We start from the raw sequence: 17,465 nt of genomic DNA, 5'->3' as shown, positions 1-17,465 counted from the left end.
GACGAGGCCTTAGGAGTAGATCTGCTCTAGGGAGATGCCCCGCTCCTTGGCGGTCTCCTTGTGCGTGCGAAGGCCGGCCAATGCCTCCATCGCAGCGCGGGCGTTGTTGAGGGGGGTCTTGGATCCGAGGCGCTTGGCCAGCACATTTTTGATGCCGGCCAATTCGAGCACCGTGCGGATCGAGCCGCCCGCAATCACCCCGGTTCCGGGCGCTGCCGGGCGGATCAGCACGCTGGCGGCACCGTCGCGGCCGTTGCTGAGGGTAGGGATGGAGTTGTGACGGGTTAGGGGCACCTTGACCAGGTGCTTCTTGCCATCGGCTACGCCCTTGCGGACGGCGCCGATCACGTCGCCGGCTTTGCCGACGCCCACACCTACTTGGCCCTTCTCGTTGCCAACGACAACGATGGCCCGGAAACTCATCTTCTTGCCGCCTTTAACGGTCTTGGAGACGCGGCGGATTTGCACCACCCGCTCCTGCCATTCGGAGTCGCGCTCCTGGCCGCGACGGTTGTCGCGCCCGCGGCCGCCACCGCGACGGCTATCGCCGCCTCGGCCTTCAGCCCGACCACCGCGGCGATCCTGCTGGCCTTCGGCAGCAGCAGGTACATCCGACGCGGCCGGGATGTCGTTGGACTGAACTTGATCGTTGGTTTCGGTCATGGTGAGAGCAGGGATCAGAACTGAAGGCCCGCTTCCCGGGCGGCGTCAGCCAGGGCCTTGACCCGGCCGTGGTACAGGTTGCCGCCTCGATCGAAGACCACCTGCTGGATGCCTTGGGCGAGCGCCCGTTTGGCTACCAGCTCGCCTACCGCCACGGAGGCATCACAGGTAGAGCTGGCGTCGAGGTTGGTGCGCAGGTCCTTGTCGAGGGTCGAAGCCGCACAGATGGTGTTCTGGGCGTCGTCGTCGATGACCTGCGCGTAGATGTGGTTGTTGGAGCGGAACACGGCCAACCGGGGACGGGAGGACGTGCCAGTGAGCTGACGACGCAGGCGGCGGTGACGCTTCTGGGTCTGCTGTTTGCGGGAGATGGATGACATTGCGATACAGGGTAACGACGCTCAGGCAGACCTCATTTCTTACCGGTCTTACCGGCCTTGCGCAGGATGCGCTCACCCTCGTACTTGATGCCCTTGCCCTTGTAAGGCTCAGGCGGACGAATGGCACGCACCTTGGCAGCTTCGTTGCCCACCAATTCCTTGTTGGCACCGGAGACAAACACGGTGGTATTTCCCTCTACGGCGAAGGTGACGCCCTCGGGGGGCACCATCTCCACCTGGTGGCTGTAGCCAGCTGAGACCACAAGCTTTGTGCCTTGGACGGCGGCGCGATAGCCAACGCCAATAATTTCCAGCTTGCGGGTGTATCCCTGGCTGACGCCTTCCACCATGTTGGCGACAAGCGTGCGGCAGAGACCGTGGCGCTCGCGGGAGCGACGGGTTTCGCTGCTGGGGCTCACCACCAGGGTGTTGCCGTCCTGGGAGATCTGCACCCCTTCGGGCAGGGTGCGGCTGAGTTCGCCCTTAGGACCCTTCAAGGTGACTGCCAAGCCATTGAGGCTGACGCTCACCTTGTCGGGGAGGGGAATCGGCGCTTTACCAATACGAGACATGGATCAATCTCCCAGATTCAGTAGACGTAGCAGAGCACTTCGCCGCCGACGCCCTGCTTACGGGCATCGCGGTCGCTCATCACCCCTTTCGACGTAGAGATGATGGCAACTCCCAGGCCGCCCAAAACTTTGGGCAACTGGCGATTGTTCTTGTAAATGCGCAGGCCTGGCTTGCTGACTCGCTGGACAGAGCGAATCGTGGGCTGGCGATGCTTGCCGCTGTACTTGAGCTCAAGCACCAAGTGCTTCGTGACGCCCTCACCTTCTTCGGTGACTGCGGCGATGAAGCCTTCCTGCTGCAGCACATTGGCGACGTTACGCACCAGTCGGGATGCAGGAATCTTGGTGGTTTCGTGGCGCTTCTCACTCGCATTGCGGATGCGGGTGAGCATGTCTGAAATTGGGTCGTGATTGGCCATGGTCGGGTCCGAAGAGGGCTCAGTTGCTGCGGAACGGCATTCCCATCTCGCGGAGGAGGGCCCGGCCCTCTTCGTCGTTACGGGCGTTGGTCACAATCGTGACGTCCATCCCCCGGATCGCATCGATTTTGTCGAAGGAGATCTCAGGGAAAATGATTTGTTCGCGGATCCCCAGGGTGTAATTCCCCCGGCCGTCAAAGCTCTTGGGGCTCACACCGCGGAAGTCGCGGATGCGGGGCAGAGCAAGATTGATTAGGCGCTCCAGGAAGGCATACATCCGCTCACCACGCAGGGTGACGGCGACACCGATTGGCATCCCCTGGCGAATTTTGAAGCCGGCGATTGCTTTTTTGGCTCGAGTCACCACCACTTTTTGGCCAGTGATTGTGGCCATTTCGGTGATTGAGGCCTCGAGGGCTTTGGCATTCTGGGCCGCTTCGCCGAGGCCCCTGTTGATGGTGACTTTCACCACCTTGGGAACTTCGTGAATATTGGAGAGATTCAGGTCCTTTAGGAGTTTGGGCTGAATCGACTCCCGGTAGCGCTTTTTCAGTGACATGACGGGGAGAGGGGGGTGCGCTTCTGGTCTGGGTCAGAAGGCTGACAGGGACTGGAGTTGAAGTTGGCGGGGCCTGCGCGAGTGCTCGCGGGGCACGCCTCTGGAGCTCAATCGAGGATTTCTCCTGTCTTCTTGAGGCGACGCTTTTTAGTGCCGTCTTTCTCCACCACGATTTCAACGCGGCTTGCCACCTGTTTTGAGCTGGAGTAGAGCATCACATTCGAGGCATGCACAGAGGCTTCCTCGGTCACGATGCGGCCACTCTCGCCTTCCTGGGTGGGTTTGACGTGGCGGGTACGCAGGTTGATTCCCTGCACTACGACACGATTTTCATAGGGAAGGGTGCGTAGCACCTCTCCGGTTTTGCCCTTGTCCTTGCCGGAGATCAGCTGGACGGTGTCACCCTTTTTGACGCGCATCTTGATGCGCTCAGCGGGTTTTGCCTTGGGAGTTGCGGTCGCCATTTCAGATGACCTCCGGAGCGAGGGAAACGATCTTGGTGAAGTTGCGCTCGCGCAGTTCACGGGCAACCGGGCCGAAGACTCGGGTTCCCTTGGGGTTGTTGTCGTTACCCAAGATCACGGCTGCGTTGTCGTCAAACCGGATTGAATTGCCGGTGTCACGGCGCAGGGTGGCTTTGGTGCGCACCACTACGGCTTTGACCACATCCGATTTTTTGACACCCATGTTGGGCATGGCATCCTTGACGGCTGCCACGATCACGTCGCCCACGTGGGCGTAGCGACGGTTTGTGCCGAGCACCCGGATGCATTGGATGCGCTTGGCGCCGCTGTTATCAGCGACGTTTAAATAGGTTTCTTGTTGGATCATTAGGAGTTCTCCTCAACCGGCGGTGCTGTTGGTGAGAACTTCGGCCACGGTCCAGCGCTTGGTGCGACTGAGCGGGCGGGTCTCGGTGATGCGAACCCGGTCACCCACTTTGCAGCTGTTCGCTTCATCGTGGGCTTTGTATCTGGTGGTGCGGCTGACCGTCTTTTGATAGATGGGATGGGGGAAGCGGTTTTCCACCGCCACCACCACCGTTTTGTCCATCTTGTCGCTGACGACGGTGCCGACCCTTTCCTTGAGTGCCATGGGGATCGAGGGGGTATCAGGAGGCTGAAGCAGCCGTGGCGGCGGAGCGTTGCTGCTCCTGCTGCACCGTCATCAGGTGGGCCAGCTTGATGCGAGCCTCCTTGAAGCGGTGAGTAGTTTCCAGCCGGCGGGTGGCTTGCTGGAAGCGCAACTCAAACAGTTCACGCCTGGTGGCGTTGACCTGTTCGTTGATCTGGTCACCGGTGAGCTTGCGCACATCGGCGATGTTGGGTTTTGCCATCGGTCAGGCCTCCACTGGGGCTGCGATTTCCTGATCCGCCAGGCTCAGGAATTTGGTCTTGAGAGGAAGCTTGAACTGCGCCAGGCGCATGGCTTCCTTGGCGATCTCGGGGGTGATTTCAGGGCCACCCATTTCAAACAGAATGCGGCCCGGTTTGATTACGGCCACCCAGAATTCCGGGTTGCCTTTACCAGAACCCATACGGGTTTCGGCGGCGCGCATGGTGACTGGTTTGTCAGGGAAGATCCGGATCCAGATCTTGCCGCCGCGTTTGACGTGGCGGGTCATGGCTCGGCGGCTGGCTTCAATCTGGCGGGAGGTGATCCAGCCACATTCCTGGGCCTGCAATGCAAACTCCCCGAAGGCAATCGTGTTGCCCCGGGTAGCGACACCGCGCATGCGGCCTCGCTGTTGTTTGCGGAATTTGACGCGTCTTGGACTCAGCATGGTTCAGGGCTCCGGATCACTCTTTGTTAGAGCGGTCTTCAAACTGTTGCGGCTGCCGGCTGGTCCGGCGGCGGGGCGCAGCACCAACGGGCAACTGCTCTTTCTGGCCAGGCAGCACCTCGCCTTTGAAAATCCACACCTTGATACCCAGCACCCCGTAGGTGGTGCTGGCCAGTTTGGTTGCGTAGTCGATGTCGGCACGCAGGGTGTGCAGGGGCACGCGACCTTCCCGGGTCCATTCGGTCCGGGCGATCTCGGCGCCGTTTAGTCGGCCAGCCACCATGATTTTCAGGCCGAGCACGCCAGCCCGCTGGGCCCGTTGCACGGCCATGCGGATGACGCGGCGGAAGGCAACGCGCTTCTCCAGTTGCTGGGCGATGTATTCAGCCAGCAAGAACGAGTCGGCATCGACCCGCTCTACCTCCACCACGTTGATGCGCACCTGACGGTTGGCATCACCGAGGGTTTTCTGAATGCCGGTACGTAGCTCCTCAATGCCGCTGCCCTGACGGCCAACAAGCACGCCGGGACGGGCGGTCTTGAGTTCAACTTCCAGTTGATCTGCCTTACGGGCAATCAGCACGTCGCTGATGCCTGCGGCGCCGTACTTCTTATGGACGAACTTGCGAATGCGGTCGTCTTCCTGAAGCAGGATTGGATAGGTCTTACTGGGGGCGTACCAACGCGAGCGGTGATCCTGGGTAATCCCCAGGCGCAGGCCGGTTGGATGGATCTTGTGTCCCATCTTTCGGTGTCCTCGGGGGTTAGGTGGAAGGAGCCACAGCAATGCTGATGTGGCAGGTTTGTTTTTTGATCGCGTAGGCACGACCCTGGGCGCGTGGGCGGAAGCGCTTCAGGCAGGGACCCATGTCGGCGATCGCTGAAGCGATTACCAATGTCGAGGGGTCTAGGCCGAGATTGTTCTCGGCGTTAGCCACAGCCGAGCGCAACACCTTGGTGATTGGGCCGGTTGAGCGGTAAGGCATGAACTCGAGCATGATCAGGGCCTCGCGATAGCTGCGGCCGCGGATCTGGTCGAGAACCCGTCGCACCTTGGATACGGAACCGCGGATGAAGCGGCCGTGGGCGAGAGCCTGGTTGGAAGGTGTGTTTGCCATAGCGTCAGCGGCCTCCTTTCTTATCCTTGATGTGGCCCCGGAAGGTGCGGGTGGGGGCAAATTCCCCGAGTTTGTGGCCCACCATCTGTTCCGTCACGTAGACGGGAACATGGGATTTGCCGTTGTGAACGGCAATGGTGTGGCCGATCATCATCGGCAGGATGGTGGAAGCACGTGACCAGGTTTTGATCACGGACTTGTCATCTGCGCCGTTTTGCTTTTCAACCTTGCGAAGCAGGCTGTCGGCAACAAACGGTCCTTTTTTGAGCGAACGTCCCATGGTTGATTAAGCGAACAGCAAAGCGGTGTTGATCATCAGGAATCGCGTCCGCCACGGCTCCGTTTGGAGGTACGGCGACGTTTCCGGAGCACAAACCGATTGCTGGGTTTGTTCCGCTTACGGGTTTTGTAGCCAAGGGCAGGCTTGCCCCAGGGGGTGACCGGCCCAGAGCGTCCGATCGGGGCGCGGCCCTCACCACCACCGTGAGGGTGGTCGCAGGGGTTCATCACCGATCCACGCACTTCAGGCCGGCGACCAAGCCAGCGCTTGCGACCAGCCTTGCCCAGGCTGGTGTTGCGCACTTCGGAGTTGCCAACTTCACCAAGGGTGGCGTAGCACTCGCGGCGCACAAGGCGCACCTCGGTGGAAGGCAGCTTGAGGGCTACGTAGTCGCCCTCTTTGGCAACCACTTGGGCACTGGCACCAGCCGTGCGGACCATCTGGCCGCCCCGACCGGCATAGAGCTCGACGTTGTGGACGCTGGAGCCGAGGGGGATGGCAGAAAGAGGCAGGGCATTCCCCGTTTCAATCGGCGACTCGGGTCCAGAGATCACCTGCTGTCCGATCTCAATGCCAGCCGGAGCAAGGATGTAGCGCTTCTCGCCATCGACGTAGAAGAGCAGCGCTAGGCGGGCGTTGCGGTGCGGGTCGTAGTGGATGGCCGCCACTTTGGCGACGACTCCGAGCTTGTCGCGGCGGAAGTCGACGATGCGGTAGAGGCGCTTGTGACCACCGCCGCGGTGGCGGCAGGTGATCACGCCGCGGTTGTTGCGACCTTTGCGGCGGTGTTTGGCGACCACCAGGCCTCGCTCCCGTTCGCGGCCAGTTACTTCAGAGAAGTCGCTGGCGACACGGGTACGGGTGCCGGGGGTGATGGGTCGGTATTTACGGATAGCCATTTCTTTTCAGACCCCTCAGGACTCAGGGAACAGCTGGATGGCATTGCCTTCGGCGAGGCGCACCACTGCTTTCTTCACTTGGGCACGTTTGCCGGCGAAGCGGCCCACCCGCCTGGAGCGGCGAGGGGGATTCATGGTGCTGATGCCGATGACTTTGACGTCGAACAGCTGTTCAACGGCAGCCTTGATATCGGGTTTTGCAGCCCGATGGTCCACCTCAAAGGTGTACTGGTTCTGCTCGAGGGCCCGGGTGGCCTTCTCGGTGATCAGCGGCCGACGGATCACATCCGCAAGCCGGCTCGAAAAACGTTCAGCCATCGCCGTAGACCTCCTGAATCTTCGCGAGTGCTTCCTCGCTCACCACCAACTTGTTGGCGTGGAGCAAATCAAACACGTTGAGCTGATCCGCAGCGATCAGCTTGACCTTCTCGAGGTTGCGCACCGAGCGGCGCACGGCCTCGGAGGCTCCGTCGAGCACCACCAGCACCTTGGTGCCGGCTTCGATACCAAGCCGGCCGAGGCCGGCGGTGATTTCCTTGGTTTTGGGAGTATCGAGCCCAACGCCAAAGCCCTTGACCACGGTGATGTCGTTGATGCGACTCATCAACGCGGTGCGCAGGGCCAGGCGACGCTCCTTGCGGTTCATCGCCAGGGTGTAGCTGCGGGGCTTGGGACCAAACACCACACCACCGCCGGGGCGGAGGGGGGTTCGAATCGAGCCTTGGCGAGCCCGTCCTGTGCCCTTTTGCTTGTAGGGCTTGCGGCCGCCACCGGCTACTTCAGCGCGGGTAAGCGTGCTGGCCGTGCCCTGACGGGCGTTTGCCAGCTGACGCACCACGGCGCGATGCACCAAGTCTGTGGCAGACGATTCCTTAGCAACTTTGAGTTCAAGGGCAGCCTTGCCGGCCTCCTTGCCTTGCCAGTCGCGAATTACACAATTAGCCATTGGTTTTCTCCTCAGTTCCCGGCTTTGGCGCCCACCCGGTTCGCCGGGCGGATGTTGAGCAGGGCGCCAGGCTTGCCGGGCACCGAACCCTTCACTACCAGCAAGTTGCGCTCCACATCCACTTTGAGGATGACGAGGCCGCGGGTGGTGATTTGTTTGCCGCCGTAGCGGCCCGCCATGCGCTTGCCGGGGTAGACGCGGCCCGGCGTGGTGCCGGCGCCGATCGAGCCAGGCTCTCGGTGGTTCTTGGAACCGTGGGTCATGGGGCCCCGGCTGAAGCCGTGGCGCTTTTGGAGGCCGGAAAAGCCACGGCCCATGGTGTCGCCGCTCACATCAACCTTTTGACCAGGCTCAAAGGCCGTCACGGAGATGGAGCCACCCAGCTCAAGGCCATCCACGCTGTCGACCCGATATTCCTTCAGGTGGCGCAGGACCTCATCACCAGATTTGGCTAGGTGCCCCTTGGCTGGCTTGTTCACGAGCTTTTCGCGAATGTCGCCAAAACCAAGCTGAACGGCGTTGTAGCCGTCGGTGCTGGTGCTTTTGAGTTGGGTGATGCGGCAAGGACCCGCCTCGATCAAGGTGACCGGGATGGACTTGCCCTCGTCGTTGAAGAACTGGGACATGCCCAATTTCTTCCCAAGAATGCCGATAGACATAGGAGGGGAAACAACGCCAGCTGGACCACCGGGCGCAGTGAGCAAGGGGCTCATGCACGACGGTGAAACTGAAGCGGTCAGGATTTTGCCTGGCTCGGCCGAGGGGCCGCTCTTCGCCGCGGAAGCTTGGGCCTCCATCGACGGGTTGCGATTTCCAAGGGCTAGCGAGGCTGATCTGATTCGGATCAGCGCGGCTGGGACTTATCGGAACCGGACTGGACTCAACAGACGTGAGAGCAATGCGTTCTGGCAGTTTCCCGACGGGACCTGCAACCTTTTAAAGCTGCTGGAACCGTGCTGGCCGAGGACGATCACCACCACTGGTGATCGTGCGCCGTGATCTGGAGGCCCGGCTAGCGGTCGGGCACATATCAATGGCACAGTTGATGAACATACCGCACCACCTAACCCTGCTTGGGCTGTCAGAGTGGTGTCTAGCTAGCAATTACCTGTAATGCCCCTGCTGCTCTCCGGTCGCGGTTTCCGCCAGGACCTTGAGCGCGCCGGTGCTCTGGCCCTATTTGCACCCCTTGAGGGTGGCGCAGAGACTCGCTTGATGCGCCGGATGCGGGCTGTTGGTTATCGCGCCCAGCTCACATCGGCGCGGGGGCTTGGTGATCCTGAGGCCTTTCTTTTGCAGTTGCACGGTGTGCGTCCGCCCCACCTGGGTCACCAGAGCGTGGGCAGGGGCGCAGCCGTGGGCGAGGTGCAGCGGGTGATGCCCCAATTGGGGGCTTTGCTCGAGGGCACGCAGCCGATCCTGCTGTGGTTGTTGGAGGGTCAGGTTCTGTCTCAGGCTGAATTGGGCTCCCTGATTTCCCACTGTCAGCGTGAGACTCGACTCAAGCTTGTGGTGGAGATGGGCGGTTCCCGTGAACTGCGCTGGCAGCCCCTTGAGCAGCTGCTTGACGCCTGAGGAGGCTCTCGCCTCAGGCCGCTGGGTCAAGTTGATCTGTGGGGCTAGCAACCAGGATCTGGCTGGGATCGAAGACCTCTGCGGCATTTTTTCTCTGGCCGGTGTGCACTGCATAGATGGCGCGGTAGATGCGGCTGTAGTGGCCGCGATCCGCCGAGGGATTGATTGGGCTGAAGCCCGTGGCGCCAGTCGCCCCTGGCTGATGTTGAGCCTCAGCGATGGCGACGATCCCCATTTCCGTAAGGCTTGGTTCGACCCCGCCTGCTGCCCGCCGGCCTGCCCCCGCCCCTGTGAGCGGGTTTGTCCGGCCTTGGCCATCGGGCTTGCTGCTACTGGCGCTCCAGGAGTGTTGGCGGAGCGCTGCTATGGCTGTGGCCGCTGCCTGCCTGCCTGCCCCCACGGACTGATTGAGGAGCGGAGTCAGGTGCTGGCAGGGGCGGATGTGCCTCCCCTGCTTGCGCAGTTGCGCCCTGATGCGGTGGAACTCCACACCCACCCCGGTCGCGGCGTGGCCTTTGCAGAGCGGGTTGGCCAGCTGCGGGCCAGTGGCGTGCAGCTGCAGCGGCTGGCGGTGAGTGCGGGTCTTGAGGGCACAGCCCAATCGCCCGCTGCGCTGGTGGCGGAGCTATGGCAGCGCTTCAGCCTGCTGCGCGGCGCCGGCTTTCGTCCCCTCTGGCAGCTCGATGGCCGGCCGATGAGTGGTGATGTGGGGGCGGGTACGGCCCGAGCGGCCGTCAAGTTGGTTGCGGCCGTGCTCCCCCAGGCTCCCCCCGGCCCCGTGCAGCTGGCTGGGGGCACCAACGCTCACACGCTGCCTCAGTTGACTAGCTATCCCTTGCAGCATCGAATCGCTGGCGTCGCCTTTGGTGGCGTGGCTCGCCGGCTGTTGCAGCCCCTGCTACTTGAGGCCCAGGGGCGGGGACGCTCTTTGCTGGCCGATGCCGAGCTTTTCCCCCTTGCCCTGGGGCTGGCTCGGGAGCTTGTTAATCCCTGGCTAGAACGTACGTAGTGCCTTGCGATTCGTTGTCCAGCCCTGCTTTGATCGCCCCCCAGCGCGTCACCGACGACCTCGATCGCCTGCTGGCCCTGCTGCCTGAGGTGGTGCAGGCGGCCCTGGCGACCGCCGAGTCGCGTGAGCAGTTGCTGGAGGTTGTGCTCGACCTGGGCCGGGTGCCCGAGGCCCGCTATCCGGGCCAGGTAAGCGCCCTGGGCAATCAGCCCCTGGAGCGCGCCGACCTGGCTGTAGTGGTGGAGAAATTAGGCAGCTTCGGCGGCGACAACCGTGCCGGCATTGAGCGCACCCTGCATCGCATCAGTGCGATCCGCAACCGCACCGGCACGATCGTGGGACTCACCTGCCGGGTGGGCAGAGCAGTGTTTGGCACAGTGGCCATGGTGCGCGACCTGCTCGATTCCGGCGAGTCGCTGCTGTTGATGGGGCGCCCTGGTGTGGGCAAGACCACCGCCCTGCGCGAGATCGCCCGGGTGTTGGCCGACGACCTGGGCAAGCGGGTGGTGGTGATTGACACCAGCAATGAAATCGCCGGGGATGGCGACATTCCCCATCCCGCCATCGGCGGCGCCCGGCGCATGCAGGTAGCCCGGCCGGAGCTTCAGCACCAGGTGATGATCGAGGCCGTGGAAAACCACATGCCCGAGGTGATCGTTATTGACGAGATCGGCACCGAGCTTGAAGCCCAGGCGGCTCGCACCATTGCCGAGCGTGGCGTGATGCTCGTGGCCACGGCCCATGGCAATGCCATCGAAAACTTGATTAAAAATCCCACCCTCTCCGATTTGGTGGGTGGCATTCAGGCGGTGACGCTCGGCGATGAGGAGGCCCGCCGCCGTCGCACGCAGAAAACCGTGTTGGAGAGGGCTGCCGAGCCCACTTTTGCCATGGCGGTTGAGATGCACAGCCGCCATCGTTGGCATGTGCACAGGGATGTGGCACGCACGGTGGACATGCTGCTGCGGGGCCAGGTGGGGCGCCCCGAGATTCGGGAGCTCGGCGCCGATGGGCAGCTGCAGCGGCAACTTGAGTCAGCGCCTGCCCCAGCTGCCAGGGAGGCGGTGGCGCCGCGGCCCCATGGGCGACCACGGCTGGCGGCCGCACCCCTGCCCGAGTTGGAGGACGCTGACGCGGCGTCAGAGCTCCCAGCGGTTGAAGCTGCGGCAGCGATGTTGCGGGTGTACGGAGCGGGCCTCAGCCTGGGGCCGCTGGAGCAGGTGGTGCGGGCCCGTCAGTTGCCCGTGGAGCTGGTGGGCAGTGTCGAGCTGGCTGACGCGGTACTCAGCCTGCGCCAACATCTCGGCCGTGATCCCCATGTGCGCCGTCAGGCTCAGGACCTGGGCCTGCCGATTTTGGTCTTGAAGTCGGCGGCCCCGCCCCAGCTGCAGCGCGCCCTAGAGCGGCTGCTCCAGCGTCATCGTGAGGGCCAGGCGCAAAAGGATCCAGTCGCAGTGGCTGCCTGCAGCGCCCAGGCCGATGACGCACTCGCCGGGCTGGAGGAATGCCGGCTGGCTGTTGAACAGGTGGTGTTGCCCCACGGCCAGCCCGTAGAGCTGCTGCCCCGCAGCGAGAGGGTGCGGTTGATGCAGGCGGAATTAGCTGATCGCTACCGGCTACGCAGCGCTGTGTTTGGTCGCGGTGTGGAGCAGCGACTGCGGCTATTTCCTGTCTGAGCTAGGAGCCGGTGGCTGCGGCGGTTGACGAAGGACCGGGCGCTATGGGTAACTATCTTGGTATCCGGAATTTCCGGTTGAGCCCATCCGTTAGGTTTGGTTCAAGCTCTTTCAGAGCGCCATTGGGTCGTCGCCAAGCGGTAAGGCAGCGGTTTTTGGTACCGCCATTCCTAGGTTCGAATCCTAGCGACCCAGTTTTGATCCATGTCTTTCGCTCCCCCTGCTGCGACTGGCTTTTGGGCTAAATCTGGCCCCTTGATCGTTTTTGATTTCGACGGGGTGTTGATGGATGGCATGCCCGAATACTGGTGGTCGGCCCGGGCGGCGGCCCTGCAGCTGGCTCCAGAGCTGGTGCTCCCCGAGCAGGCACCGGCAGGTTTCACCAGCTTGCGGCCCCTGATTCACAAGGGTTGGGAGATGGTGCTGATGGCAGCGGAGCTGGGCCGCCCGGATCTCAATCTGGAGGAGTTGCTGGCCGATTACGACGGGGCCTTGCCTGCCGCTCTGGCCCGTTGGGGGTGGCAGCCGGAGCGGCTGCAGCGCCAGCTCGAGCAGGTCCGCAATGCCGCCATCGCTGAAGCGCCTGCTGCCTGGCTTTCCCGCCACAGGCTTTACCCGGGGGTGAAGGAGCGATTACAGCGCTTGGGGCAGGAAGGGGCCGACTGGATGGTGCTCACCACCAAGGGCGCCGCTTTTGCGGCCAGGCTGTTGGCGGCTGCGGCTCTAGAGCCTTCCGCCCTTTATGGCCACGAGCACGGCAGCAAGCCCGAGGTGCTGCACCAGCTGCTGGATCATGGGCGCCCGCTCTGGTTTGTCGAAGACCGACGCCCCACGCTGGCAACAGTGCGGGCAGATTCCCGCTTGGCATCGGTTCGGTGTTTTTTGGTGAGTTGGGGGTACTTGTGCCCCCAGGACGCTGAGGCTTTGCCGGCTGACATCGGCTGGCTGACGCCGGAGCTATTTGCTGCCCCCCTGGCGCAATGGCCCCAGTGAGCTAGAGTACGCTCGTACTATAAGTAATTGATACGCCGGCCCGCTTTAGGGGCACTTGCTGCTTAGAGGCCGCAGGATGGCCGTCTTCCGGTTTGCCTGGAGGTCGTGCCTGCGGGTAATGCCGATTTACGGCTCGCTCCCCGCCCTGCTTTGCGTCTTTGCGGCCTGTTCCTTCGCATTTGATTGCTGTTATGCCCGCTACCCCTAACTCCTCCTCCAGCCCTTCCGTGCCCCCTGCTTCCCGCGCCTCAGCCAGTTCTGCTTCGGCTTCTGCCTCTTCTGCGGCTACCGCCTCTTCAGCTAATAATTCGACTGCCGATAGCCGGGCAGCCGCCGAGCGCGACAAGGCCTTGGGGCTTGTCTTGAATCAGATCGAGCGTAATTTCGGCAAGGGTTCGATCATGCGCCTGGGGGATGCGTCCCGCATGCGGGTGGAAACCATCGGCACTGGGGCTCTCACCCTGGATCTGGCCCTGGGTGGGGGCTATCCCAAGGGTCGCGTAGTTGAGGTCTATGGGCCGGAGAGTTCCGGTAAGACCACCCTCACGCTGCATGCCATTGCCGAGGTGCAGAAGCGAGGTGGTGTGGCCGCTTTTGTGGATGCGGAGCATGCCCTCGACCCCGTTTATGCAGCTGCCCTTGGCGTTGACATTGAAAACCTGCTGGTCTCCCAACCGGATACCGGTGAGATGGCCTTGGAGATTGTCGACCAGCTGGTGCGTTCAGCGGCCGTAGACATCGTGGTGATCGACTCGGTGGCGGCCTTGACCCCCCGCGCTGAAATTGAAGGTGAAATGGGGGACCTGGCTGTAGGTGCCCAGGCTCGCCTGATGAGCCAGGCCATGCGCAAGATCACCGGCAACATCGGTAAATCCGGCTGCACCGTGATCTTCCTCAACCAGCTGCGCCAGAAGATCGGTGTCACCTACGGCAATCCGGAAACCACCACCGGTGGTAACGCCCTCAAGTTTTATGCATCGGTGCGCTTGGACATTCGCCGGATTCAGACCCTCAAGCGGGGCACCGAGGAGTACGGCATCCGCGCCAAGGTGAAGGTGGCAAAAAACAAAGTCGCCCCGCCCTTCCGGATCGCCGAATTCGACATCCTGTTTGGCCGTGGCATCAGCACCCTTGGCTGTTTGCTCGACCTGGCTGAGGAGACCGGTGTGGTGATCCGCAAAGGTGCCTGGTATAGCTACGAGGGCGACAACATTGGTCAGGGCCGGGACAACACGATCACCTGGTTGGAGCAAAACCCAGCCCAGGCTGAGGTGATTGAGCAACTCACTCGGCAAAAGCTGAAGGAGGGCTCAGAGGTCACCGCCAATTCCATGAAGCCCCTGGCCGCGGCTGCCAAGGCGGCTGTTGCAGCATCAGGGCTCGCTGAAGCGGGCGATGGCCTCGAAGAGTTGCTGGTGGCTAGCTGAGCGGCTTGTCCCAGCTCAAGGGTGCGTGAATGCTCCCTTGAGCTGGTTGGGGTTAGGCGGGTTGGCTGGCGATTGAGCTCGCGATCCCTTGGCTGCTACGGGGCTTTGGAGCACCTGGGCGACTCGCTGTAGCTCCTGGATGGCTTCGGCTCCTTCCAACTTCACCAGTTCGTGGCCATCGCGGGATTCCACCCAGCTGATGCCGAAATCGGAAACTAAAAACCGCACCATGTGGTTTGCGTCGAGGTTGGCGACGAAGGAGGCCCCGTGACCATCCCGGCCATCACCGCAGACGTAGCAGGTGGCAGCAATGCCTCGGTCTTGAAGGCTTTTGGCGAGAGCCTGAAGACTCATCACCAGGTCGTGAACCACAGATCTGTACTGCTCGGCTAAGCGTGGGAACACGACGACCCGACGGATTCATAAAGATCCTAATCTTTTCTTCAGGATTTCGCGGCTCAGCCGTCGGACAGGTTCCACCAGCCGGCTGCGGGGCCGATAAAACGCACCGTCAGCCAGAACAGCACCAGGGCGCCGATGCCTATCCAGGCCCCTTTGGTGGTGAGGGTGACGAAGCGATCAGCCTGGCTGCGCGTCAGGGGCAGCCAGGCTGCGACGCGTGGCGAGGTGTCAATTTCTTTTGGCCGTTTTGGCTTAACCAGCTTGGGTGGCAGACCCTGAATACTGCGACGCTTGGCTTCCCCCATGGCCTCCGCTACTTGGATGGTGAAGCCAGAATCCCACGTCAGTGAGGCAGTAAGCGGGTCAGGTTGATCCAGGGTTCCAGGGCCGCAAGCACCTGGCGGCCCCAGCTCCGCCCCCGCAGCCGTCCATCCAGTACGGCCAGCCGGCCAGCGCCCTCGCGCCTAAGCCCCGCTACACCGAGCTGCAAACGGGTGAGGGCATCTGGCAACAGGCCCTCTCGGAACCAATCGCGCCCCCCTTGGCGTAATGCCATTACTCGCGCTGCGGTGAGGGGATCTTCGAGGCTGGCGATCGGCAGCAGGGCGATCACGATCTGGCTTGGCAGTGGCAGCCGGGCCTGCTGCTCAAGCCACCAGCACCAGCGTGCACAAATCACCCCATTGCCTTCGGGCGCGGTGCTCTCGTGCACTACTCGACTGCCGAATTCCGCTGCCAGCCCACTGGTCAGTCCTAATCGCAGGGCGTCGTCATCGATCAGCACGACCGTTAGCCCAGCTTGGCCAAGGATCAGGCGTCGGCTTTGCTCGAGCAGGTGCTGTCCGTAGTTCGGGCTATTCGGCAGCGGTTGGCGCAGCGGCGCAAACAGGGGCAGGGGGTCGGCAAGGGGCGCATCGCCGAGATTCAGCTCCACAACCGGCTGGAGCCCCAATTCACTCCCCGGCGCAAGTTGGCCCAGCAGCACCGCACCCCGCCGCTCCAGCAGGCCGCGCAGCACCGCCAAGGGCTCGAGGGGGTGGCGGTGCAGTTGCCATTGCAGCAGTTGGGGATTCAGCTGGGCCCAGCTGGTCCAGCCTTCGCCCTTGGCGGCCAGCCAGTCGGGCCATGGCGCGGGTAGGGGGCTTAGCAGCTGCAGTAGATGGCGCAGGGGGGCTTCGTCGTCTGGGGCCAGGGCCACCAGCTGGTTGGGACGGTGGGGGGCGCTGAGCACCCGGCGATTGAGCCGTTGGTGCAGGCTCAGCAGGCTGGACTCGGCCGCGGGCTGGGCCCGCCGCAGTTGGTCCCAGTGCTGGGGCGTGACCACCACCTCCAGGGTTTGGCGCAGCAGGGTGTCGAGCTGTTCCGCCTCCGGGATCACCAGTTGGCGCTCCCCCAGCCACCCCTTTTGCCAGGCCGCCACCAGCTGTTGATGGTTAAGCAACCAGACGCGGGCATCTTCTGGTGCTCGGTCGCCCTCGAAGCAGGGCAGGGCCATGCTTGGTTCGGCCTTTGCCAGCCTGGGCAGCTCCACCTGTAGCAGCCGTTGGCGTTGGGCCTCGCCCACCACTATTGCCAGGGGGCACTCGCTCAGGGCAAGGGGTACCAGCAGGCTGATCCACCAGCTGGGTTCGCTGCCTGGGGCTAGTCGCACCAGGGTGTGGTCGCCGCGGCGCAGGCTGCGGGCCACCAAGCGGCTGAGGCTGAGGTGGTGGGGCCAGGGAGCACTGCCCTCCTGGCGCAATAGGTCTTTGAGTTGCTGATGGGCGCGGGCTTCGAGCATTCCCAGCCAACCAACAGATCAAAAGCGTAGGAAGCTGGCGGGATGGCTCCTGCGCCCCGATGACTCCCCATTCCTTGCCCAGCCCCCAGGCTCGTGCTCACAGCACTGCCAATCCGTGGCGGCAGGGGCCCGTGGGGATCGTGGGCTTGGGATTGATTGGCGGCTCCTTGGGGCTGGATCTGCAGCACCAAGGCGTGGAGGTGCGTGCCTTAGTGCACCGTGAGGCCACCGCCGAGCGAGCCCGGCAGCGGCTCCTGGCCACCGAGGTGGGCACCAACCCCGCCGTGCTGGCGGGCTGCAGCCTGGTGGTCCTGGCCCTGCCCCTAGACCGGCTGCTGGAGCCGCCGCAGGAGTTGGTGGCGGCGTTGCCACCCCAGGCGGTGATCACCGATGTGGGTTCGGTGAAGGCGCCGGTGCTGGAGCTCTGGCAGGGCCTGCATCCCCGTTTTGTCGCTAGTCATCCGATGGCCGGTACGGCTGAGGCGGGGGTGGAGGCGGGCCAGCACGGGTTGTTTCACGGGCGCCCTTGGGTGGCGACCCCCGCTGCCGCTACCGATCCGCAGGCGCTGGCGTTGGTTCAGGGCTTGGCCCAGGCTGTGGGGGCCCACTGGCTCAGTTGCGGCGCCGCTGAGCACGACCAAGCGGTGGCGCTGATCTCCCACCTGCCGGTTTTGGTGGGTGCCGCCTTGCTGCATGCGGCTGATCGGGCTGGCGCTGCGGGCGCCGGGGATTTAGCCGGCCTAGTGCGCGCCCTGGCTTCGAGCGGCTTTGCCGACACCAGCCGGGTGGGCGGCGGCAATCCGGAGTTGGGTGCCCTGATGGCCCGCTGCAACCGCGAGGCGCTGCTAGCGGCGCTGGCGGTCTACCGGCAGCAGCTGGAAGCTCTCGAGCAGCAGGTGAGCCAGGGGGATTGGCAGGGCTTGCGGCAGGTGCTCGATCGCAGCCAGGAGTTGCGGCCGCAGTTTCTCTGCTCCCCCTGACATG

General features: G+C 63.2%; 26 protein-coding genes and 1 tRNA gene. 7 read left to right on the top strand and 20 right to left on the bottom strand.

Annotation, left to right across the window (positions count from 1 at the left end):
- Positions 1 to 9: 9 nt before the first annotated feature.
- From rpsE to rplC, 17 genes are all read right to left on the bottom strand, one after another.
- A complete protein-coding gene (gene rpsE / locus C7K55_RS09005) occupies positions 10 to 663 on the bottom strand; it encodes a 30S ribosomal protein S5 (protein WP_106632394.1) in 654 nt (217 codons plus the stop codon).
- A gap of 14 nt (positions 664 to 677) precedes the next feature.
- Complete coding sequence (rplR, locus tag C7K55_RS09000; protein WP_106632393.1) at positions 678 to 1,043, bottom strand: 50S ribosomal protein L18; 366 nt, start codon at positions 1,041 to 1,043, stop codon at positions 678 to 680.
- 32 nt (positions 1,044 to 1,075) lie between these two features.
- A complete protein-coding gene (gene rplF / locus C7K55_RS08995; protein WP_106632392.1) occupies positions 1,076 to 1,615 on the bottom strand; it encodes a 50S ribosomal protein L6 in 540 nt (179 codons plus the stop codon).
- Positions 1,616 to 1,632: 17 nt separating this feature from the next.
- Complete coding sequence (rpsH, locus tag C7K55_RS08990; RefSeq protein ID WP_106632391.1) at positions 1,633 to 2,034, bottom strand: 30S ribosomal protein S8; 402 nt, start codon at positions 2,032 to 2,034, stop codon at positions 1,633 to 1,635.
- A 19-nt stretch (positions 2,035 to 2,053) separates the two neighbouring features.
- A complete protein-coding gene (rplE, locus tag C7K55_RS08985; protein WP_106632390.1) occupies positions 2,054 to 2,593 on the bottom strand; it encodes a 50S ribosomal protein L5 in 540 nt (179 codons plus the stop codon).
- 107 nt (positions 2,594 to 2,700) lie between these two features.
- Positions 2,701 to 3,057 (bottom strand): 50S ribosomal protein L24, encoded by a 357-nt coding sequence (gene rplX, locus C7K55_RS08980; protein WP_106632389.1) that lies wholly within the window; start codon positions 3,055 to 3,057, stop codon positions 2,701 to 2,703.
- A gap of 1 nt (position 3,058) precedes the next feature.
- Positions 3,059 to 3,424: a 50S ribosomal protein L14 gene (gene rplN, locus C7K55_RS08975; RefSeq protein WP_106632388.1), complete on the bottom strand. Its 366-nt coding sequence runs from the start codon at positions 3,422 to 3,424 to the stop codon at positions 3,059 to 3,061.
- 12 nt (positions 3,425 to 3,436) lie between these two features.
- Positions 3,437 to 3,688, bottom strand: a complete 252-nt coding sequence (rpsQ, locus tag C7K55_RS08970) for a 30S ribosomal protein S17 (protein WP_094560052.1) — start codon at positions 3,686 to 3,688, stop codon at positions 3,437 to 3,439.
- A gap of 16 nt (positions 3,689 to 3,704) precedes the next feature.
- Positions 3,705 to 3,929 (bottom strand): 50S ribosomal protein L29, encoded by a 225-nt coding sequence (gene rpmC, locus C7K55_RS08965; protein ID WP_106632387.1) that lies wholly within the window; start codon positions 3,927 to 3,929, stop codon positions 3,705 to 3,707.
- A gap of 3 nt (positions 3,930 to 3,932) precedes the next feature.
- Positions 3,933 to 4,376, bottom strand: a complete 444-nt coding sequence (rplP, locus tag C7K55_RS08960; protein WP_106632386.1) for a 50S ribosomal protein L16 — start codon at positions 4,374 to 4,376, stop codon at positions 3,933 to 3,935.
- A 16-nt stretch (positions 4,377 to 4,392) separates the two neighbouring features.
- Positions 4,393 to 5,121, bottom strand: coding sequence for a 30S ribosomal protein S3 (gene rpsC / locus C7K55_RS08955; RefSeq protein WP_106632385.1), 729 nt, complete (start codon positions 5,119 to 5,121; stop codon positions 4,393 to 4,395).
- 19 nt (positions 5,122 to 5,140) lie between these two features.
- Positions 5,141 to 5,494: a 50S ribosomal protein L22 gene (gene rplV, locus C7K55_RS08950; RefSeq protein WP_106632384.1), complete on the bottom strand. Its 354-nt coding sequence runs from the start codon at positions 5,492 to 5,494 to the stop codon at positions 5,141 to 5,143.
- Between the two features lie 4 nt (positions 5,495 to 5,498).
- Positions 5,499 to 5,774, bottom strand: coding sequence for a 30S ribosomal protein S19 (gene rpsS / locus C7K55_RS08945; protein ID WP_106632383.1), 276 nt, complete (start codon positions 5,772 to 5,774; stop codon positions 5,499 to 5,501).
- 35 nt (positions 5,775 to 5,809) lie between these two features.
- Positions 5,810 to 6,673 (bottom strand): 50S ribosomal protein L2, encoded by an 864-nt coding sequence (gene rplB, locus C7K55_RS08940; protein WP_106632382.1) that lies wholly within the window; start codon positions 6,671 to 6,673, stop codon positions 5,810 to 5,812.
- A 15-nt stretch (positions 6,674 to 6,688) separates the two neighbouring features.
- Positions 6,689 to 6,991 carry a 50S ribosomal protein L23 gene (locus C7K55_RS08935; RefSeq protein WP_094560045.1) on the bottom strand — a complete coding sequence of 101 codons (303 nt, stop codon included), beginning with the start codon at positions 6,989 to 6,991 and terminating at the stop codon, positions 6,689 to 6,691.
- Positions 6,984 to 7,619, bottom strand: a complete 636-nt coding sequence (gene rplD, locus C7K55_RS08930) for a 50S ribosomal protein L4 (protein ID WP_106632381.1) — start codon at positions 7,617 to 7,619, stop codon at positions 6,984 to 6,986. Before rplD ends, C7K55_RS08935 begins: the two co-directional genes overlap by 8 nt.
- 11 nt (positions 7,620 to 7,630) lie before the next feature.
- Positions 7,631 to 8,278 carry a 50S ribosomal protein L3 gene (gene rplC / locus C7K55_RS08925; protein ID WP_106632380.1) on the bottom strand — a complete coding sequence of 216 codons (648 nt, stop codon included), beginning with the start codon at positions 8,276 to 8,278 and terminating at the stop codon, positions 7,631 to 7,633.
- 454 nt (positions 8,279 to 8,732) lie between these two features.
- Here rplC and ndhN point away from each other — a divergent pair, with 454 nt between their 5' ends.
- From ndhN to recA, 6 genes are all read left to right on the top strand, one after another.
- Positions 8,733 to 9,194: an NAD(P)H-quinone oxidoreductase subunit N gene (gene ndhN, locus C7K55_RS08915; RefSeq protein WP_106632378.1), complete on the top strand. Its 462-nt coding sequence runs from the start codon at positions 8,733 to 8,735 to the stop codon at positions 9,192 to 9,194.
- Positions 9,184 to 10,203: a Light dependent period protein LdpA domain-containing protein gene (locus C7K55_RS08910; RefSeq protein WP_106632377.1), complete on the top strand. Its 1,020-nt coding sequence runs from the start codon at positions 9,184 to 9,186 to the stop codon at positions 10,201 to 10,203. The genes ndhN and C7K55_RS08910 overlap by 11 nt, the downstream gene beginning before the upstream one ends.
- Positions 10,204 to 10,235: 32 nt before the next feature.
- A complete protein-coding gene (locus C7K55_RS08905; protein WP_106632441.1) occupies positions 10,236 to 11,879 on the top strand; it encodes an AAA family ATPase in 1,644 nt (547 codons plus the stop codon).
- Positions 11,880 to 12,002: 123 nt separating this feature from the next.
- Positions 12,003 to 12,074, top strand: a tRNA-Gln gene (locus C7K55_RS08900).
- A 9-nt stretch (positions 12,075 to 12,083) separates the two neighbouring features.
- Positions 12,084 to 12,872: an HAD family hydrolase gene (locus tag C7K55_RS08895; RefSeq protein ID WP_106632376.1), complete on the top strand. Its 789-nt coding sequence runs from the start codon at positions 12,084 to 12,086 to the stop codon at positions 12,870 to 12,872.
- Between the two features lie 191 nt (positions 12,873 to 13,063).
- Positions 13,064 to 14,299, top strand: coding sequence for a recombinase RecA (recA, locus tag C7K55_RS08890; protein WP_241518280.1), 1,236 nt, complete (start codon positions 13,064 to 13,066; stop codon positions 14,297 to 14,299).
- Positions 14,300 to 14,314: 15 nt separating this feature from the next.
- On the opposite strand, the gene C7K55_RS08885 is transcribed toward recA, so the two are convergent.
- The 3 genes from C7K55_RS08885 to C7K55_RS08875 are packed head-to-tail and all read right to left on the bottom strand — an operon-like array spanning position 14,315 to position 16,481.
- Positions 14,315 to 14,704 carry a DUF1815 family protein gene (locus C7K55_RS08885; RefSeq protein WP_106632374.1) on the bottom strand — a complete coding sequence of 130 codons (390 nt, stop codon included), beginning with the start codon at positions 14,702 to 14,704 and terminating at the stop codon, positions 14,315 to 14,317.
- A gap of 53 nt (positions 14,705 to 14,757) precedes the next feature.
- Positions 14,758 to 15,006, bottom strand: coding sequence for a DUF2839 domain-containing protein (locus C7K55_RS08880; protein ID WP_106632373.1), 249 nt, complete (start codon positions 15,004 to 15,006; stop codon positions 14,758 to 14,760).
- Positions 15,007 to 15,044: 38 nt separating this feature from the next.
- Complete coding sequence (locus C7K55_RS08875; RefSeq protein ID WP_106632372.1) at positions 15,045 to 16,481, bottom strand: helicase; 1,437 nt, start codon at positions 16,479 to 16,481, stop codon at positions 15,045 to 15,047.
- A 59-nt stretch (positions 16,482 to 16,540) separates the two neighbouring features.
- Here C7K55_RS08875 and C7K55_RS08870 point away from each other — a divergent pair, with 59 nt between their 5' ends.
- Entirely contained in the window at positions 16,541 to 17,461 is a 921-nt protein-coding gene (locus C7K55_RS08870) for a prephenate/arogenate dehydrogenase (protein WP_106632371.1), read from the top strand.
- Positions 17,462 to 17,465: the final 4 nt, after the last annotated feature.

It is taken from the genome of Cyanobium usitatum str. Tous (assembly GCF_003011885.1).
Taxonomy (GTDB): domain Bacteria; phylum Cyanobacteriota; class Cyanobacteriia; order PCC-6307; family Cyanobiaceae; genus Cyanobium_A; species Cyanobium_A usitatum.
The sequence above is the reverse complement of the archived record's forward strand: the minus strand, read 5'-3'. Positions and strand labels throughout refer to the sequence as shown.

What these genes read in the sequence shown, in the direction of transcription:
- rplN (WP_106632388.1), bottom strand. Translation starts at nt 3,424, where the DNA reads ATGATCCAACAAGAAACCTATTTAAACGTCGCTGATAACAGCGGCGCC.
- rplX (WP_106632389.1), bottom strand. Translation starts at nt 3,057, where the DNA reads ATGGCGACCGCAACTCCCAAGGCAAAACCCGCTGAGCGCATCAAGATG.
- rplD (WP_106632381.1), bottom strand. Translation starts at nt 7,619, where the DNA reads ATGGCTAATTGTGTAATTCGCGACTGGCAAGGCAAGGAGGCCGGCAAG.
- recA (WP_241518280.1), top strand. Translation starts at nt 13,064, where the DNA reads ATGCCCGCTACCCCTAACTCCTCCTCCAGCCCTTCCGTGCCCCCTGCT.
- C7K55_RS08875 (WP_106632372.1), bottom strand. Translation starts at nt 16,481, where the DNA reads ATGCTCGAAGCCCGCGCCCATCAGCAACTCAAAGACCTATTGCGCCAG.
- C7K55_RS08935 (WP_094560045.1), bottom strand. Translation starts at nt 6,991, where the DNA reads ATGGCTGAACGTTTTTCGAGCCGGCTTGCGGATGTGATCCGTCGGCCG.
- rplF (WP_106632392.1), bottom strand. Translation starts at nt 1,615, where the DNA reads ATGTCTCGTATTGGTAAAGCGCCGATTCCCCTCCCCGACAAGGTGAGC.
- C7K55_RS08880 (WP_106632373.1), bottom strand. Translation starts at nt 15,006, where the DNA reads ATGGGGGAAGCCAAGCGTCGCAGTATTCAGGGTCTGCCACCCAAGCTG.
- rpsH (WP_106632391.1), bottom strand. Translation starts at nt 2,034, where the DNA reads ATGGCCAATCACGACCCAATTTCAGACATGCTCACCCGCATCCGCAAT.
- rpsC (WP_106632385.1), bottom strand. Translation starts at nt 5,121, where the DNA reads ATGGGACACAAGATCCATCCAACCGGCCTGCGCCTGGGGATTACCCAG.
- C7K55_RS08870 (WP_106632371.1), top strand. Translation starts at nt 16,541, where the DNA reads ATGACTCCCCATTCCTTGCCCAGCCCCCAGGCTCGTGCTCACAGCACT.
- rpsQ (WP_094560052.1), bottom strand. Translation starts at nt 3,688, where the DNA reads ATGGCACTCAAGGAAAGGGTCGGCACCGTCGTCAGCGACAAGATGGAC.
- rpmC (WP_106632387.1), bottom strand. Translation starts at nt 3,929, where the DNA reads ATGGCAAAACCCAACATCGCCGATGTGCGCAAGCTCACCGGTGACCAG.
- rplB (WP_106632382.1), bottom strand. Translation starts at nt 6,673, where the DNA reads ATGGCTATCCGTAAATACCGACCCATCACCCCCGGCACCCGTACCCGT.
- rplP (WP_106632386.1), bottom strand. Translation starts at nt 4,376, where the DNA reads ATGCTGAGTCCAAGACGCGTCAAATTCCGCAAACAACAGCGAGGCCGC.
- rplE (WP_106632390.1), bottom strand. Translation starts at nt 2,593, where the DNA reads ATGTCACTGAAAAAGCGCTACCGGGAGTCGATTCAGCCCAAACTCCTA.
- rplV (WP_106632384.1), bottom strand. Translation starts at nt 5,494, where the DNA reads ATGGCAAACACACCTTCCAACCAGGCTCTCGCCCACGGCCGCTTCATC.
- ndhN (WP_106632378.1), top strand. Translation starts at nt 8,733, where the DNA reads ATGCCCCTGCTGCTCTCCGGTCGCGGTTTCCGCCAGGACCTTGAGCGC.
- C7K55_RS08895 (WP_106632376.1), top strand. Translation starts at nt 12,084, where the DNA reads ATGTCTTTCGCTCCCCCTGCTGCGACTGGCTTTTGGGCTAAATCTGGC.
- rplR (WP_106632393.1), bottom strand. Translation starts at nt 1,043, where the DNA reads ATGTCATCCATCTCCCGCAAACAGCAGACCCAGAAGCGTCACCGCCGC.
- rpsS (WP_106632383.1), bottom strand. Translation starts at nt 5,774, where the DNA reads ATGGGACGTTCGCTCAAAAAAGGACCGTTTGTTGCCGACAGCCTGCTT.
- rpsE (WP_106632394.1), bottom strand. Translation starts at nt 663, where the DNA reads ATGACCGAAACCAACGATCAAGTTCAGTCCAACGACATCCCGGCCGCG.
- rplC (WP_106632380.1), bottom strand. Translation starts at nt 8,278, where the DNA reads ATGTCTATCGGCATTCTTGGGAAGAAATTGGGCATGTCCCAGTTCTTC.